At 60.8% G+C, this 17,014-nt stretch carries 13 protein-coding genes and 1 pseudogene; 7 read left to right on the top strand and 7 right to left on the bottom strand.

Annotated elements, in window-relative coordinates; all coding sequences use genetic code 11:
* Positions 1 to 36 precede the first annotated feature (36 nt).
* From CHB75_RS10115 to CHB75_RS10090, 6 genes are all read right to left on the bottom strand, one after another.
* Positions 37 to 1,275, bottom strand: a complete 1,239-nt coding sequence (locus CHB75_RS10115) for an aspartate kinase (RefSeq protein WP_089270436.1) — start codon at positions 1,273 to 1,275, stop codon at positions 37 to 39.
* 201 nt (positions 1,276 to 1,476) lie between these two features.
* Positions 1,477 to 1,920 carry an SgcJ/EcaC family oxidoreductase gene (locus tag CHB75_RS10110; protein ID WP_245840894.1) on the bottom strand — a complete coding sequence of 148 codons (444 nt, stop codon included), beginning with the start codon at positions 1,918 to 1,920 and terminating at the stop codon, positions 1,477 to 1,479.
* 2 nt (positions 1,921 to 1,922) lie between these two features.
* Positions 1,923 to 2,567: an SDR family NAD(P)-dependent oxidoreductase gene (locus tag CHB75_RS10105; protein WP_089270434.1), complete on the bottom strand. Its 645-nt coding sequence runs from the start codon at positions 2,565 to 2,567 to the stop codon at positions 1,923 to 1,925.
* A gap of 23 nt (positions 2,568 to 2,590) precedes the next feature.
* Positions 2,591 to 3,013, bottom strand: coding sequence for a DUF1178 family protein (locus CHB75_RS10100; RefSeq protein ID WP_089270433.1), 423 nt, complete (start codon positions 3,011 to 3,013; stop codon positions 2,591 to 2,593).
* A gap of 114 nt (positions 3,014 to 3,127) precedes the next feature.
* Complete coding sequence (locus CHB75_RS10095; RefSeq protein WP_089270432.1) at positions 3,128 to 4,348, bottom strand: 3-deoxy-D-manno-octulosonic acid transferase; 1,221 nt, start codon at positions 4,346 to 4,348, stop codon at positions 3,128 to 3,130.
* A 4-nt stretch (positions 4,349 to 4,352) separates the two neighbouring features.
* Positions 4,353 to 5,486, bottom strand: coding sequence for a glycosyltransferase (locus CHB75_RS10090; RefSeq protein ID WP_089270431.1), 1,134 nt, complete (start codon positions 5,484 to 5,486; stop codon positions 4,353 to 4,355).
* 337 nt (positions 5,487 to 5,823) lie between these two features.
* On the opposite strand from CHB75_RS10090, the gene CHB75_RS10085 reads away from it, so the two are divergent.
* Positions 5,824 to 6,834 (top strand): YeiH family protein, encoded by a 1,011-nt coding sequence (locus tag CHB75_RS10085; protein ID WP_089270430.1) that lies wholly within the window; start codon positions 5,824 to 5,826, stop codon positions 6,832 to 6,834.
* A 1-nt stretch (position 6,835) separates the two neighbouring features.
* Here the strand turns inward: CHB75_RS10085 and murJ are convergent, their stop codons facing one another.
* Positions 6,836 to 8,332 carry a murein biosynthesis integral membrane protein MurJ gene (gene murJ / locus CHB75_RS10080; protein ID WP_089270429.1) on the bottom strand — a complete coding sequence of 499 codons (1,497 nt, stop codon included), beginning with the start codon at positions 8,330 to 8,332 and terminating at the stop codon, positions 6,836 to 6,838.
* Between the two features lie 1,237 nt (positions 8,333 to 9,569).
* Here murJ and acsA point away from each other — a divergent pair.
* From acsA to CHB75_RS22035, 6 genes and pseudogenes are all read left to right on the top strand, one after another.
* Positions 9,570 to 11,312: an acetate--CoA ligase gene (gene acsA / locus CHB75_RS10075; protein ID WP_089270428.1), complete on the top strand. Its 1,743-nt coding sequence runs from the start codon at positions 9,570 to 9,572 to the stop codon at positions 11,310 to 11,312.
* A complete protein-coding gene (gene pdhA / locus CHB75_RS10070; protein WP_089270427.1) occupies positions 11,309 to 13,306 on the top strand; it encodes a pyruvate dehydrogenase (acetyl-transferring) E1 component subunit alpha in 1,998 nt (665 codons plus the stop codon). Before acsA ends, pdhA begins: the two co-directional genes overlap by 4 nt.
* 4 nt (positions 13,307 to 13,310) lie before the next feature.
* Positions 13,311 to 14,525: a dihydrolipoamide acetyltransferase family protein gene (locus CHB75_RS10065; protein ID WP_089270426.1), complete on the top strand. Its 1,215-nt coding sequence runs from the start codon at positions 13,311 to 13,313 to the stop codon at positions 14,523 to 14,525.
* Positions 14,522 to 14,767, top strand: a complete 246-nt coding sequence (locus tag CHB75_RS10060) for an acyl carrier protein (RefSeq protein WP_089270425.1) — start codon at positions 14,522 to 14,524, stop codon at positions 14,765 to 14,767. The genes CHB75_RS10065 and CHB75_RS10060 overlap by 4 nt, the downstream gene beginning before the upstream one ends.
* Positions 14,768 to 15,222: 455 nt before the next feature.
* Entirely contained in the window at positions 15,223 to 16,527 is a 1,305-nt protein-coding gene (locus CHB75_RS10055; RefSeq protein WP_089270424.1) for a ferredoxin reductase family protein, read from the top strand.
* A gap of 180 nt (positions 16,528 to 16,707) precedes the next feature.
* A pseudogene (locus CHB75_RS22035) lies at positions 16,708 to 16,902 on the top strand (transposase); the annotation flags it as partial.
* Positions 16,903 to 17,014 lie beyond the last annotated feature (112 nt).

Raw genomic sequence — 17,014 nt, 5'->3', positions numbered from 1 at the left:
AAACCCCATCAACAAACTGCGCGGGGCTCTATGGCCTCAGGCGCTTTTTTCCAATTCGAAGGCATCATGCAGGGCTTGCACAGCAAGTTCCATGTATTTCCGATCAACCAGAACGGAAATCTTTATCTCAGAGGTTGTGATGACCTTAATATTGATTCCCTCAGACGAGAGTACCTTGAACATCTTGGCCGCCACACCGGTGTGTGAGCGCATGCCGATCCCGACGACCGAGATCTTGGCGACCCCGGTATCGGCGACCAGATCGTTGAAATTGATGTCGCCCTTGGTCTTTGCGTCGTCCAGGGCCTTCTGTGCGCGCTTCACCTGATCGGTGGGGCAGGAAAAGGTCATGTCCGTGCGGCCTTCTTCGGCGATGTTCTGCACAATCATGTCCACGTTCACACCTGCCTCGGAAAGAGGCATGAAGATCGCCGCGGCGATGCCGGGACGGTCCTCGACCGAAACGAGGGTCATCTTGGCCTCGTCGCGGGAATAGGCCACACCGGCCACAACATTGCTTTCCATGATGTCCTCCTCTGCACAGACCAGCGTGCCAGCCGTGTCCGACGGTTCCTCGAAGCTGCTCAGCACCCGCAGCTTGACCTTGTAGCGCATCGCCAACTCGACCGAGCGGGTCTGCAACACCTTCGCCCCCAGGCTTGCCAGTTCCAGCATTTCTTCAAAGGCGATGCGGTCCATCTTGCGGGCACGCTCACAGACGCGGGGATCGGTGGTATAGACCCCGTCCACATCCGTGTAGATGTCACACCGCTCGGCATCGAAGGCGGCGGCAAACGCAACGGCAGTTGTGTCACTGCCGCCCCGGCCCAGGGTGGTAATGCGGCCTTCGGGGCTGATGCCCTGAAAACCGGCGACCACGGCCACCTGCATACCTTCGCCAAACTTGCGGTTGATGTTGTCGGTGGGGATCTCTTCGATCCGTGCCGAACTATGCGCGCTTGTCGTCAAAAGCGGCACTTGCCAGCCCTGCCAGCTGCGGGCTGGAATATCCATCTCCTGCAGGGTCAGGGCCATGAGGCCGGCGGTCACGTTCTCACCTGAGCTCACCACAGCATCGTATTCGCGCGCATCAAAAAAGGGCGAGGTTTCATTTACCCAGCCGACCAGTTCATTGGTCTTGCCCGACATGGCGCTGACGATGACGATCACGTCATAGCCCTTGGCCACTTCCAGGCCAACGCGTTTTGCTGCCCGCCGGATCCGGTCGAGCGTCGCGACAGAGGTGCCGCCGAATTTCATTACGAGAACGGGCATGGGACTCTCCCGGGGTCACAATCGTGACGTGCTTTACGCGCGGTGTAGTGGCAGTGCAAGAGGGGCAGAACGCTTTGGGTTTGTGCGCTTTGCCCTTTTTCCGTTTCATCTGTCCATAAATACTCCGGGGAGCACGCAGGCCAGCGTCCTTCGTTTCTGCCAGTGCGGCAAGCGTAGCCGCCCCAGAAAAGAGAAGACTCATCAGCCATTACGATAGTCCACCGGGCCGAACTCATCGCCAAACAGATAGGTTTCGGCTCCCGGCACGACATCAGTGTTATGCGCGGACACAGCCAGCCAGCCGCCGTCTTGGCGTTCCAGGACAAAGCTCATCACGGTCTGGCGGTCGCCTGCGCGGCTTCCATCTAATGCAAGTTGCCCAGTCATTTGGAACCGGCAGTGTACCACCGCGTGATCTGTACCCAGCTGTCGCACCCGGATAACGCCGGGGCGCAGGTAGGTTTCGGCAAAGAACGATTTCAACGCGTAATCATGCGCCCGCGCGATGTCCGCACGTTGGCGCCACCACAGCCCGACCACGTTCACGAAATCCGCATCTTCGGTAAAAAGTGCACCAATGGCGCTACCGTCCCGGGTGGCCCAGGCGGCAGCAAAGGCGGCAGGGAACCCGGATGGGTCAGCCACGCTCAATAGGGATGCGCCTGCCCGTCAAAGGTTTCGAAACAGCCCGTCGTCGCAAGGCTGAGTGCGTCGAACCGCTGCACCAGACCGGCGGCCGATTCATCAACCGAAATCGCAGCGCCGCTTCCGCCCATATTGGTGCGCACCCAGCCGGGGTGATAGATTCCCACGGCGATTCCGAGGTCCGACATATCCTCCGCCAAATTGCGCCCGAGGTTCAGCGCCGCCGCCTTTGAGGCGCGGTAGATATAGCTTCCCCCCTGCGCACGTTCGGACGACGCCATCTGTGACGAGATGATCGCCACTTTCGCGCCCTTTGCCAGTTTCAGATTGCTCAGCAGCGCCTGCACGGTAAGGAATACCCCGGTTACGTTGACCGCGAACATGTCGGCCCACATCTGCGGTGGATATCCATCGGCAAGGCTTTGGCCCTTGTCCAGATAGACGCCGGCATTACAGACTAAAAGGTCCAGCGGCGTCCCCACGATCTCATCGGCGAGGGCCTGTTGCGATGCGGGATCGCTTACATCCAGGGGCAGAAATCCCTGAGCATTCCGGGCGGTGCCGATCACTTTGTCCCCCCGGGCTGACAGTGTCGTGTATAGCGCGTTGCCAATGCCGCGATTGGCCCCTGTGATCAGCACGGTCATGGGCGGTACTTTCTGTTTGAGTGTCAGTTGGTCTTGCGCGTGGGCAGGAACGGCAGGGCCGCCACCGGCACACCGTCTTCGATCAGTTTCCTTGCCTCGTCCGCACGGGCCTCGCCCCAGATCGGACGTTCTGGGGCGTCGCCGTCGTGAATGGCACGGGCTTCGCGCGCGAAGTCCTGGCCAACGTAGTCCGATGTCGTTTCAATGTGTTTTCGGATGTCCGCAAGTGCCTGCTCTGCCGGTGACTTGGCGGTGCTCAGGGCGCGGTCAACCGCCGGTGCCGAATTGTTCACCCTAGGGGCCATGATAGCCTTTTCGACAGAATCCGAGCCGCAGACCGCACAACTGATCAGCTTGTTACGCCGCAGTTTGTCGAAAGCATCAGCGGACTGGAACCACGAGTCGAACCGGTGGTCACTGGCGCATTTAAGGCTGTACTGGATCATGCAAACGTCCCGTCTGGCACACCCTGCCTAGATAGACTCTCGTGCGGCGACTTCAAGAAATCGTTAACGTCTGCTGTGGTTGGGGCCAGTGTCGCGGTAACGTGGCAACAGCATTTAACTTTTCGGGAGCAGTGAAAGAATCCGCTCCATCAATCCCTCAAGCCCCGTATCCTGTCGCAAGGCCGCCTGTGCCTGGGTGCCCATGTCGCGCTGACGGGCCGGATCCTTCAAGGCAACAAGTGCTGCGGCCAGTGCGGCGGCATCGCTGATTTCCTGCGCGGCACCGGCCTTTTTCAGCACGGCAAAAGGTTTTTGGAAATTGCGCAGATCGGGGCCATGCAGGATCGCGGCACCAAAAAAGGTCGGCTCGTAAGGCGTATGCCCGCCCCGGTCGGTCAGTGTCCCGCCAATGAAAACCACCCCCGCCAGCGCATACCAAAGCGCCATTTCGCCCATTGTATCGGCAAGCAGCACCTCGGCGCCGCTGTCCCCCAAAGAACGGCGGCCAAAGGTCAGCCCCGCCGCGCGCAGCAGTCCCGCAACCTCTTCTGCGCGGCTCGGATGGCGTAGGGCCAAGATGAGCCGCAGATCGGGCCGGGCCTTGCGGGCTTCAAGATGTGCTTCGATCACAACCTGTTCTTCGCCGACATGTGTAGAGGCGGCCAGCCATGTGCTGGCGCGGGGATAGGCATTACGCAACGCCTCGTCCGGGACCTGTTCGGGTGGGGGGGCATAAAGCGCTTTCAGATCAACAACCGGTCCGCAGGATTCTGCGCGTAGCCCCAGTTTCAGGAATCTGTCCCGCGAACCGGTGTCCTGGGCTGAAAGAAATGCGATCCTTGCCAGCACACGCCGGGCAAGGCGTTTGGCATAGCCCCAGCCGCGCGCCGAACCCTCGGACATCCTCCCGCCCAGCACCATGACCGGACCGGGGCAGAGGAGAACCCGGTTCGGCCATATCTCGGCCTCCATCGTTACATGCGCAACAATCTGCCAGTGTCGCATCACGCGTCGCACGAAGCGCGTCAAGTCCAACGGGGCGAGGTGCGCTGACAGCCCGGGCAGGCCCCAGCTTTTCGCCAGCGCCACGCCGGTCGCACTGTTGCAGGTGATCAGCACACCCAGATCGGCCCGCGCGGCGCGTAGGGCGAGTAGCAGCGGCCGGGCCGAGGCCAGTTCCCCATTCGAGGCGGCATGCAGCCACAGGTGCGGACCGGCATTATCCGGAAGAACCGTACCGCGCCGCTGCGCCAGCGCGGACCAGTCCCGCGCCAGCGCCAGGCGTGCCATCTGCCACAGCGCGAAAAGGGTGATCAGGACCCGGTAGAGACCCAAATCCCTAGCGCCCCAGCGTCATGCGGATCTGAGCCTCAAGCCGGTGCAGCAGGATGTCGTTGTCGAACCGCTCTTCGGCGGTGCTGCGGGCTTTGGCCGACATCTGGGCAAGGTTGTCAGCGGTCAGCGCGGTCCGGATCGCCCGGGTAAAGCCGCTCGCGTCATGCTCTTCGACCAGAAATCCGGTTTCTCCCTCGTCAATGGCCTCGGGGATGCCCGCGTGTCGGGTCGAAACCGTGATGCATCCGCAGGCCATCGCCTCTTGTATAGCGGTTGGCAATCCTTCGGTATTCCCGTCCGCCGCCGTCACCGAATGTTGCAGGAAAAACTGTGTGCGCTGCAATATTTCGCGTACAAAGTCATGTTTCTGCGCGCCGTGAAACGTCACGCGGTCGGCGACTCCCAATTCATCTGCCAGTGCCCGGGCGGGGGCAAGGAGCGGGCCGTCACCGATAAAGTCCAGCCTTGCACCGGTGCCCACCGTGGCCTCGGCAAAGGAACGCAGGGTAATGAGCGGGGCTTTCTTTTCGACAAAGCGGCCCACGGCAAGGCAGGAAAGCGGGTCCTTATCGGTGGGAAAGAAACGGCGCACATCCACGCCGCTGGGGATCACATGCGCGTTGTCGTGCCGCACGCCGTGCCGCGCGAGGTTATCAAGCAGGAACTGCGAGACGGAAAACACCCCGGCAAGTCGCGGCATCATTTTGCGGTAAGCGACCTGGATTTTCCGTGCGCGCAGCGCCTTGGAGGCATCAGTTCCGCGGTAATAGCTGAAGATCGGGATTTCCAGCTCGTTCGCCAGCGGTGCCAGCGCCAGCGCCTGGGTGCCAAATTCGGCGAGGATGACCTCGACCCGTTCGCGTCGCAGGAAATCCGCCAGATCACGCTTTGCCTGACCGAACGGCACGCGCGAGGTGGCGTGTTGTGCGCGGTTCCAGAGGGTCCAGAAGGGCAGGCTGAGGAGATCCATGCCGCCCAACGGCGCCCGACGTTCAAAGATCGGCTTGTCATAGGGGTCTTCACCATTGGAGCGGCCACAGACCACCACCGTATCACCGCCGAAGAGCAGCTCTATGTGCCGATTGATGAAGGTCTCGCCTCCGACGTAATAGTCGCTTGTACCGATGGCCGTACGCATCTGCTGCCCTGTTCCATGACCTGCCGCCGTCCTAGCAGCCGCACCCATGGCGGGCAAGCGCACCACCGGTTTGGCGAAAGTCGTGTACAACCGTGTGCTACCGGCGCATGAGTTTTCTGCATTGGCGTGACGTAACGGCCCCCCAAGTTCCCAGGTTGGTGTGCGACGTGCCAAAAATGGCAACTACCCATGTCGAAGGGTTGATTGCCCAGGCGAAATACTGTTCTGCCTTGACCTGATTACTGCTCACAATCTCCAACGTGAAATTCGGGGCCCACGACGTTCTGGATTCTTCGGTGAACGAAACTGTCATCCACAACCTCGAAAGTCTTCAGGCATGAGCGCACCCGAACTTGCCAACCGCTCCCGCAAAGCTTGGGCGCGTTTACATTGCTTCGTTCCCGGGCTTGCCGTGACGGCGACTGTCAGTCTGGCCGCTACGTTCATTGCGCAGCGGTATGACGCGCCGGCGATGTTGTTCGCTCTGCTGATTGGTATGGCACTTTCCTTTCTGTCGACAGATGCGCGGGCGCGGCCGGGGCTGGAATTCGCCGCCGGGACGTTGCTCAAGGCCGGTGTTGCATTGCTGGGGCTGGCCGTATCGGTCGCCACCTTCCGAATGCTCGGCCTGTCAGCGGTGATCAGCGTGGTCGGTTTGCTGGTCCTGTCGATGAGCTTTGGCATCTGGTTGGGCCGCCGCGTCGGGTGGAGCACCGAAGCCGCGGTCGTGGCGGCCGGTGCTGTGTCAATCTGCGGTGCCTCCGCCGCGCTGGCGCTGAGCGCGCTGGTTCAGGACAGGGTGCCCCGCAGCCATACGATGGCGGTCATCATGATCGCCACGGGCCTGTCGACTCTTGCCATGGTGTTTTACCCGGTGCTGCTGCATGCGCTGGGTCTGTCCGATTGGCAGACCGGATTCGTCATCGGGGCCAGTATCCATGATGTGGCGCAGGTCATCGGCGCCGGCTTTTCCGTGTCGGATGCGGTCGGCGAAACGGCGACGCTGACCAAGATGATGCGGGTCGCGCTGCTGCCGGTGGTGCTGCTCATCGTGTCGCTGACGCTTAGCCGACGGGGGCAGGGGGCGCGGATCGGAATGCCGTGGTTCGTTGTGGCTTTTGTCGTGCTTTTCGTTCTTGCCAGCCTGCTGCCAGTGACGGACGCGGTGCGGGCGGTCGTTTCGGATCTGTCCCGGGGGCTGTTCATCCTTGCGATTTCCGCGATCGGGCTACTGAGCAATGTGCAGGATCTTCGTCACGTGGGGGGGCGGGTCTTTGGCGTCCTGCTGGCCACGACGACGCTGCTGTTCACCGCAGCGGTGGCGCTGGCGTTCATGTTCCAGAGCTAGGTCAGCCGAAAGCCTTGCCCAGGGCCAGCCGGGTCGCCAGTACGAAAACCATTGCACTCAGGCCTCCTACGACCAACGCCAGCATCATTCCCCAGCCACCTGCCACTGCCGTGCACCAGGCCAGCAACGGGTCGCGCAAGGCATAAAGCGCGGCGCCGCAGAAAAGGGAGGGGAAGGCAGAGATGAGAATGTCACCGATTCTGAGATCAACGAACCCGCGTGAGCGTGCCAACACGAACAGAGTCCCGACATAGATCCAGAGGCCGGCAGAGGTTGCCAGCGCCAAACCCGCAGCCCCAAGATACCCCACCAGAGATAGCTTCAATGCGATATTCACCACCGTGGCGATGGCGAGGGCGCGAAACGGCGTGCGCAAATCTCCGCGTCCCTGAAAGCAGGACACCAGCGCGCGGACCGACAGCCCCGGCACCAGCCCCAGGCTATAGGCCGCAAGGATCAGGGCTGAGGCCTGCGCCGTCGCCATGTCAAAGGCGCCGCGCACGAACAGAACCGCCATGATCCAGTCCCCCAGTACGATCATTACAACCGTCAGCGGTGCCGCCAGATCCACGCAGAGCCGCAACGCGCGGCTGGCGGAACGGAGCATGCCGCTGTCATCACCGGCCCCGGCGCGCCGTGCGATGTCAGGCAGCAGCAACGTGCCCACGGCGATGCCGATGACCCCCACCGGCAACTGATAAATTCGGTCGGCGTAATATAGATGCGAAAGGCTGCCTGCGGGTAGAAAGGTGGCGAGGATCGTGTCTGCAAAAACCGCCACCTGAACCGCGCCCGAGGTGAGGATGGCAGGCCCGAGCCTGCGCAGGAAAAGCCGCGTGGCCGGTGTCACCCGCGGAACACCGGGGAGCAACGATATCCCCGCGCTGCGCGCTGCCATGATCAGCAACGTGACCTGCGCGATGCCAGCTGCAAAGACGCTCCAGGCGGCGGCGTGTGCTGCTGTGGGAAACAAATGGGCAACCCCAAGGCCGCCAATCATGAACAGGTTCAACAGGATCGGCGCAGCCGCAGCAGCGGCAAACCTGTCGTGTGCGTTCAGCAGCGCCGAAAAAAAGGCCACAAGGGACATGCAGAGCAGGTAGGGAAAGGTGATCCGCATTAGGTGCAGCGTCAGTGCCGCTTCGTTCGTGTCGACCCCCGGAGCGAGCAGATCCAGCGTCAGCCCGGGCGCCGCCATGACACCAGCCAGCAGCAGAAGGTTCACAGCCGTGAGCCAGACCAGCACCGTCGAGGCAAGTGCGTTTGCCGCGCTTTCGCCGTCCTGTGTCCGGGTCGCGGCATAGGTCGGCAAAAATGCCGCGTTGAACGCGCCCTCGGCAAAGACCGCGCGGAAATGGTTGGGCAGGCGAAATGCCAGCATGAACGCATCCGCCAGTGGCCCGGCCCCAAGCACGGCGGCCAGCATCAGGTCACGCGCTAACCCGGCTATGCGGCTGACCAATGTCAGGCCGGATATGGTCCCAAGTCGTTTCAGCATCTGGGCGTTTGCCTGCTGGGAGTCATCTGGTGAATCTTTTTCTGAATTGGGTCCGGCGGCTTCTGGGTGGTCATATCATGCCGACTGGCCAGCGCCATATGCAGGCGGCACTTCGGAGTTCAAGGCCAGGATCGCGCTGGTGGCGATCCTCGAAGAGATGGCGTTACTTGAATTGTCGAAGGAGTACGAGTCACATGCAGCGCGGATCAGCAAGTGGATTTGAGTCGCGGCCCAAAACATGGCCTCTGTGTTCACGCGATGAGGGGCGGATCGTGCTACGGCCAGTACGCTCAGGATCGAGAAGTTGCGTCAGCTTGTTGTCGAACGCGATGTTCCGGCGATGCCTCGGTGCAACTGCTCGGGACGCGAGGCAAAAAATGGTGAGCAAACAGCACAGGCTGGACTGCATCAGTGCGCGTTGCTGAAGCTGATGCAGTCCAGCCTGTGCTGTCAGCCGAAGCGCGAGAGCTCAGAGAACCTGTGGTAGACGCGGCAGAAGGCCCACACCCTGGGGGCGCCGTCCTCAAATCGCTGACCGTCTATAACGCCGAGTGACCATATTCGACCCACGGTATCCTGCCCCCCAACGATGTGCATTCCAACAAAACTGACCCCATCAAAATAGCAGCCTGATGTGAAACGTTGCTGCACACTGGCAAGGCCGCAAATCGGCCGACATTGCAGCACCACCTCTTCTGTAGTGTCGAGACCGAGGCAAGAGGCCCAAAGAGGGTTGTTTTTAGAGTTCTCGATCGAGGATTACGATTCGTAATATCACTTGCTGCGATCCATCGACCGCTTCTTAGATATGTCGGCATCCGCCAGCGTCTGGCGCGGTCCACAGCCATATCCCACGCGAGGGCGACCTTGGCTGTCTTTGCACTCCACCGTTTTGCGCTCCGCGCTGCACAGTAGCGCAACAAAGACCCGCAGCCATGCCGCATCAGGACATGTGTCGCTTGGCAAAGTGCCGCTCGAACCATTGTCAATCGGCATCCAACTTTAGTTCGGTCTCATATTTGATGCCTGTTCAGATCCTGTAGGAAATCGGGTGCTATGGGGGCTGGCAAACGGGTATTGCCCTGATTGATCAATGAACGTCAGGTTCAGGGTTTGTCCGAGTATACAGGATTGCTGCCCTCGGGTGGTGCGGGTGCCATCCTCCACCGGACGCTCTTGACCTACGTCAAGGTGAGTTGGATCCGGGGTGAATAGGCTGACCTGAGGGGGACAATTCATGACATGGCCGACAATACCCAAGGACGAAACGACACGCGCAGCTGCAAATCTGACAGATGCGGTGCGTGCACAGTTTAACTGGGAAGACGCGCGCGCCATGCTGGACGGGTTGCCGGGCGGCGGGCTTAACATCGTGCATGAGGCGCTTGATCGGCACGTCGCGGCGGGCCATGGTGATCAGGTCGCGATCCGCTGGCTCAGCAAGGACGGCGATCAGCGCGACATCACCTATGCAGCACTTGCCACCGATGCGGCTCGTTTTGCAAACGTACTGACAGAACATGGGCTGAAGCCCGGCGCGCGGGTCTATTCGTTGGTGGGGCGGGTGCCCGAGCTTTATGCTGCGGCCCTTGGCACGCTGAAGGCTGGCATGACCTTCACCCCGCTGTTTGCCGCATTCGGCCCCGAGCCGATCAAGTCGCGGATGGAAATTGGCGAGGGCAACGTTCTTGTCACCACAGAGGCGCTGTATCGCAAAAAGATCGCCCCCTGGCGCAAGGAGCTTGCCTCGTTGAGGCTGGTGTTGATCCTGAGCGATGGCAATGTGCCCGAGGATTGCGTTGCCTTGCGCCCGGCCATGGACGCCGCCGCCGACAGTTTCGAGACGGCAAATACCACGCCAGATGACATGGCGCTGATCCATTTCACATCCGGCACCACCGGCAAGCCCAAGGGCGCGGTCCATGTGCACGGCGCGGTTGTTGCACATGCCGCGACGGGTCGCTTCGCGCTGGATCTGAAACCCGGCGACATATACTGGTGCACGGCTGATCCGGGCTGGGTCACGGGCACGTCTTATGGCATCATCGCGCCGCTGGTGAACCGGGTGACGATGATCGTCGACGAGGCGGAATTCGATCTGGACCGCTGGTACGGCATCTTGCAGAATCAAGGCGTGCAGGTCTGGTACACCGCGCCCACCGCGATCCGCATGTTGATGCGGGCGGGCAAGGACGCCGCAAAGCCCTATGATTTCAGCAAGCTGCGGTTTCTCGCCAGCGTCGGCGAGCCGCTGAACCCCGAAGGGGTGGTCTGGGGACAAGAGGTATTCGGCAAGCCGTTCCACGACAATTGGTGGCAGACCGAAACCGGCGGTATCATGATCGCGAATACCCCCGAAATGGACATCCATCCCGGATCAATGGGCAAGCCCTTGCCGGGTATCGAAGCCGGGATCGTCAGCGCCGAAGACGGTGCGGTGCGCGAATGCAATTCGGGCGAGATCGGTGAATTGGCTCTGCGCCCCGGCTGGCCTTCGATGATGCGCGCCTATCTCAACGAACAGGCCCGTTATGACAAATGCTTTGTCGGTGGCTGGTATCTGTCGGGCGACCTCGCCATGCAGGACAAGGACGGATATTTCTGGTTTGTCGGTCGCGCCGACGACCTGATCAAATCCTCGGGCCACCTGATCGGCCCGTTCGAGGTGGAAAGCGCGCTGATTGAACATGAAGCGGTCGCCGAGGCCGCCGTCATCGGTATCCCCGACGAAACCGCGGGCGAGGTGGTAAAGGCCTATGTCGCGCTGAACCCCGGTTTTGAGCCGTCCGAGGCGCTTGAACGGGATATCCGGGGCCTGGCGCGCAAACGGCTGGGCGCTGCCGTGGCGCCGCGTGAAATCGTCTTTCGCAAGCAGCTTCCCAAGACACGTTCCGGCAAGATCATGCGCCGCCTTCTCAAGGCCCGGGAACTGGGCCTGCCCGAAGGGGATATTTCCACGTTGGAGGCGGACGAGAAATGACAAACGAGATCAAGCCACATCTGACGCGCGCCCATGTCCACGAATTGCTGCGGGGCATGATCCGTATCCGCCGGTTCGAGGATAAATGCGCCGAGCTTTACACGCGTGAAAAAATCCGCGGATTCCTGCATCTTTACGATGGCGAAGAAGCTGTGGCGATGGGCGTGATCCCGGTTCTCGGGCCGGACGATCGTATCGTCGCGACCTACCGCGAACACGGCCACGCCCTGGCGCGCGGCGTCGCGATGGGTCCGATCCTGGCCGAGATGTACGGCAAGGCCAATGGCTGTTCGGGCGGGCGCGGCGGGTCGATGCATCTGTTCGACGCAGGCAGCAACTTCTACGGCGGCAATGCGATTGTCGGCGGCGGCCTGCCTCTGGCGGCGGGTCTGGCGCTGGCGGATCGGATGACCGGCGAAAAACACGTCACCGCCTGTTTCTTTGGTGAAGGCGCTGTGGCCGAGGGGGAATTTCACGAGGCGATGAACCTGGCCGAGCTTTGGGATCTTCCGGTGCTATGGGTCTGCGAAAACAACGGCTATGCGATGGGCTCGGCGCTGGCGCGCACGGAATCGCAGACCGACATCCACGCCAAGGCCGCAGCCTATGGAGTTGAGAGGGAAGTGGTCGATGGCATGGATGTGGTCGCCGTCGAGGCCGCTGCCCGCCGCGCTGTGGCAAAGATCAGGGAAACCGGGCGGCCGTATCTGCTCGAGGCGCGCACCTACCGTTTTCGCGCGCATTCGATGTTCGACGCGCAGCTTTATCGCGAAAAGGCCGAAATTGCCGAGTGGCGGGACAAGGGGCCGATCGTCCGGTTTCAGCGCTGGTTTCTGGAAAACGGCCTGATCCACGAGGCGGATATCGCCGAAATGACTGCCGAGGTCGACGACGAAATTGCCCAAGCCGTGGCCTTTGCCGAAGCAGGCGCGTGGGAGCCGGTGGAGACCCTGACGAAACACGTCATGGCCGGGGATCGCCCTGCACCGCCCGTCGCGGAGCCTGCGGGTGAGATGGTTGAGACCACCTACCGCGAGGCGGTCAAACAGGCGATCCGCGAGGCCATGACAAACGATGATCGTGTATTCCTGATGGGCGAGGATGTCGGCGCCTATGGCGGCTGCTACGCGGTGTCCAAGGGGCTGATGGCGGAATTCGGCGAGGACCGTATCCGCGACACGCCGCTGTCGGAATCCGGCTTTACCGGCGCGGGTATCGGTGCGGCGGCGGCGGGTATGCGGCCGATTGTCGAACTGATGACCGTGAATTTTTCGCTGTTGGCGCTGGATCAGATCCTGAACACTGCCGCCACGATCCGGCATATGTCGGGCGGGCAGTTCGGCTGTCCTGTTGTGATCCGCATGGCGACCGGTGCGGGCAAGCAACTGGCCGCGCAGCATTCGCATTCGTTGGAAGGGTGGTATGCGCATATTCCGGGGCTCAGGGTGCTGGCACCCGCAACGATCGAGGATGCGCGCGGTATGCTGCAGACGGCCCTCGCGGATCCGGACCCGGTGCTGATCTTTGAAAACGTCATGCTGTACAACATGAAAGGCCAGATCGCCGCAAACGCCGGTTCCGTCGACATCGACAAGGCCGCGATCCGAAGGCCGGGCAAGGATGTGTCGCTTATCACCTACGGCGGTTCGCTTTTCAAGACACTCGAGGCGGCAGAGGAACTCGCCAAGGAAGGGATCGAGGCGGAGGTGATAGATCTTCGCGTATTACGCCCGCTTGATGATGAAACCATCCTCGCTTCGGTCGCGCGCACCCGCCGCGCGGTGGTGGTGGATGAAGGCTGGCGCACCGGTTCCCTTGCCGCCGAGGTATCGGCGCGGATCACCGAAGGCGTCTTTTGGCGGCTGGATGCACCGGTGGGGCGGGTTTGTTCGGCCGAAGTGCCGATACCCTATGCCGCGCATCTGGAACAGGCGGCGATCCCGCAGGTTGTCGCCATTGTTGCGGCGGCGCGTGCCGCCATGGGAAAGGGCTGATCCGATGGCCGTTTTTGCCATGCCCTCTCTCGGTGCCGACATGGAAGCGGGCACTCTGGTCGAATGGATGATCAAGCCCGGCGACACCGTCACCCGGGGCGATGTGGTGGCCGTGGTCGAAACCCAGAAGGGCGCGATCGAGATCGAATGCTTTGAGGAAGGCACGGTCGAAACGCTCGACGCAGAGATCGGAGCCACGGTTGCCGTGGGCGCGCCACTGGCGACGATCCGTGCACCCGGCAAAGAGGTCGCACCCACGGCCAGGCCCGCACCACCAACAGCGCCCGCCCAGCCTGAGAAACCTGCCGAGGCCCCCGCGCCGACGGCTTCGGCCCCTTTGCCAACCGCGCCGACGCCGCCCGTCGTGCCTCAGGTCGGCGAAGCCCCACCTGCCTCCCCGGCCGCGCGGGTACTTGCCGCCGAGCGCGGGATTGACCTCGCAGCGCTTACCGGAACGGGTCCCGGCGGCGCGGTTCTTTTGGCGGATGTCGAGGCCGCAAAAGCTGCCCCGCTTGCTGAGGTGCCGTTGAAAGCCAGTGCCAAGCCCGGGCTGGATATGGCAGCAATGCGCACGGCCATCGCCAACGCAATGGCCCGATCAAAACGCGAGATCCCGCATTACTACCTGACCCAGACCGTCGACCTGCAAGTCGCGATCGACTGGCTGACCGCGACCAACGCCGCGCGCACGCCCGATAAGCGTCTTTTGATGGGGGCACTGTTCGTCAAGGCCTCGGCCCTTGCCGCCGCGCAGATTGCGCAGTTGAACGGCCACTACGATGCCGAAGGCTTTCACCCGGCCAAAGGAGTTCACGCAGGTATCGCGGTGGCGCTGCGCGGTGGCGGGCTTGTGGCGCCTGCATTGCACGATGCCGAAACCCTACCGCTAGACGAACTCATGACCCAGATGCGGGATCTGGTCGCGCGCGCCCGTATCGGACGGCTGCGGTCTTCGGAAATGACCGATGGCACGATCACCATCTCGGCGATGGGCGACACCGGTGCCGATGCGATGGCGGCTGTGATCTACCCGCCGCAGGTTGCCATCGTTGGCTTTGGCGCGCCGCTGGTCCGGCCATGGATCATCGGCGATACCATCGCCCCGCGCATGACCGTCACCGTGACGCTCTCCGCTGACCACCGTGTCAGCGACGGACGTCGCGGCGCCAAATTCCTGTCCGCAATCGACGCGGCATTACAGACACCGGAGACCCTATGACCGACGCCGAAATCCGCCAAGCCTTTCTTGAAGAGCTGACCCAAGTCGCCCCGGACATCGACCCGGGCGACGTTGGTGAGGATGATCACCTGCAAGACGATCTGGAGCTCGACTCGATGGATTTCCTGAACCTTGTCACAGCACTGCACCAACGGCTTGGCGTCGATATTCCCGAGGTCGACTATCCGAAAATTGCCACTCTGGCCCTTGCGGTCGGATATCTGAAAGGGCGGATCGGCTGACACCCTGGCACGCTAGTATCGGATCCCGACCATCAGTCTTTGATGATGGCCTCGGTTCAACGCGGCGTAATGGTCATTAGGGTTTGAAAAGGCCATTGTCGCGGTGTGATATGTTGTCTGGGGAGGATTGGTCCGAGCATGCAAATCTGGTTGTTTGTTCGGTGCTGTCCTGCGCCGCTTGGTTGCCTTCACGGCTCTGGAACTGCCAAAATCGGTCTCGCGTAAGCAGCGTCGCGGTCACTATTTTAACCACCTCTGTTCGAAAGGGCGGTTCACGTTGATCGAGCGGGGCTTCGGAACTAACACTTGCTCACACCAGAGCCTTAAGACTGTAAAAAGCGCCTTGGAAACGTCTCTGACGCCCCGCAGCATGGAGCGAAAACGAATTGTGGCTGGAAAACGAGCTTTCGAGATGAAATGCGTTACCAGCAGAGGAATGGGATCAGAAGAAGCCTATGAAACCGCTCTTGTTGATTATCCTTTATTGCGCCGCTGTCACGCTGCCGTTGTTAGCGTCTTGGCTTGTTGGAGGACCGCCACGCCCATTCCGCCATGAACTCGCCTCTGGTCTTGGAATTCTTGCCTTTTCGATGATCCTCATGGAGTTCGTTCTGTCGGGTCGGTTCAAAAAAATTTCGACGGGCATCGGGATGGACGTGACAATGCGGGTTCATCAGATGATGGCGCGAACTGCATTGATTTTTGCGATGCTGCACCCATTCCTCTACCGTGGCACGGCTTCCGGTGGTCAGCGTCCGTGGGATCCCACGCGGCAGCTTACGATCACCACTGATTTCTATGATCTTTCTTCCGGCATAACAGCTTTCCTACTGTTGCCATGCCTTGTTCTTCTTGCTGTCGGGCGTACCAAGCTGGATTACAAATACGAGACGTGGCGCCTGATGCATGGAATTGGCGCCACGTTGATCGCGGCGCTTTTGCTGCACCACACGGTCTATGCGGGGCGCTATGGATCGCAACCCGTGATGACTTGGCTATGGTTGGTGATGACCGGCTTGGCAATTGTGTCGTTGATTTATGTCTACCTGGTCGCTCCGCTTCGGGAAACAGCGCGCCCGTGGCGCGTGACCTCTGTCACCCGTTTGACGCCCGGGCAATGGGAGGTGACCGTCGCGCCTGAAAAACATCCGGGTCTGGATTTCAAGGCGGGGCAATTCGTTTGGCTGAATGTTGGGCATAGTGCTTTCTCCTTGAAAGAGAACCCATTTTCCATCTGCTCAGCGCCCGCAGCGGGATCAAAAATCTCTTTTATGATTAAAGAGCTTGGCGATTTCACGCGGACAGTTGGCCAAATAAAACCTGGCACAATTGCCTATCTTGATGGCCCCTATGGCAGCCTGACTGTCGATGGCCGCAACGAACCGGGCATCGCTTTGATCGCGGGAGGTGTGGGTATTGCGCCTCTGCTGGGCATTCTCAGGGAACTTCGACAGACCGGCGACCCGCGCAAGGTGAAGCTGATCTATGGAAATCGGACGGATAATCAGATCGCCTTTCGCGATGAGCTGGATGAGGAAGACGTCACCTATGTCGTATCGGAACCAACGGCGGCATGGCAGGGAGAGAAGGGTTTTATAGATCCGGCGCTTATCGACCGCGTTTTCTCGCCACTTGAAATTAAAGAATGGCTCTTTGTGATGTGCGGACCGGGAATCATGATGGATATCGTTGAAGACCACCTGATAACGCGAGGCACTCCGTCTCGCCACATCCTGTCGGAGCGTTTCGACTATGACTAATCAGCTTAGACATATCAGTTTGCGGCACCGAGTTTCTCTTGTGATCTGGGTGCTTAATACGATATTTTGTCTGGCACTCGTGGTGTTTGCGTTGCGCTGAATAGCGGTACCGTGGCTGTCTAGGTGTTTGATCGCATGGTTTGATGGTGCGATCATTTCTCAGGCCTGGAAGGAAGCATTGTGGGACAAGTTCGTCACGAGAGCGCCACGACAACGCACGCCGTCAGAGCTGCAATACAGCGATCGCAAGCTTCGCTCGCGCAGTTGAGTAAGGAGTTGGACATCAATCCCAAAACCGTCGCGAAGTGGCGTAAGCGTGCGACGGTCGAGGACTTGAAGACCGGACCGAAAGAGCCGCGTTCAACCGTTCTCTCCGAAGCGTCCGGGGGTAATCCCCCCTAAAATTAGTGGTGTTCAAAAGTAGAATTTTCTCGGCAAGATATCTGAGGAGATTTACGATGAAGAACGGACGATTTAGCGATGCGCA

This window comes from Puniceibacterium sediminis, from assembly GCF_900188035.1.
Taxonomy (GTDB): domain Bacteria; phylum Pseudomonadota; class Alphaproteobacteria; order Rhodobacterales; family Rhodobacteraceae; genus Puniceibacterium; species Puniceibacterium sediminis.
The sequence above is the reverse complement of the archived record's forward strand: the minus strand, read 5'-3'. Positions and strand labels throughout refer to the sequence as shown.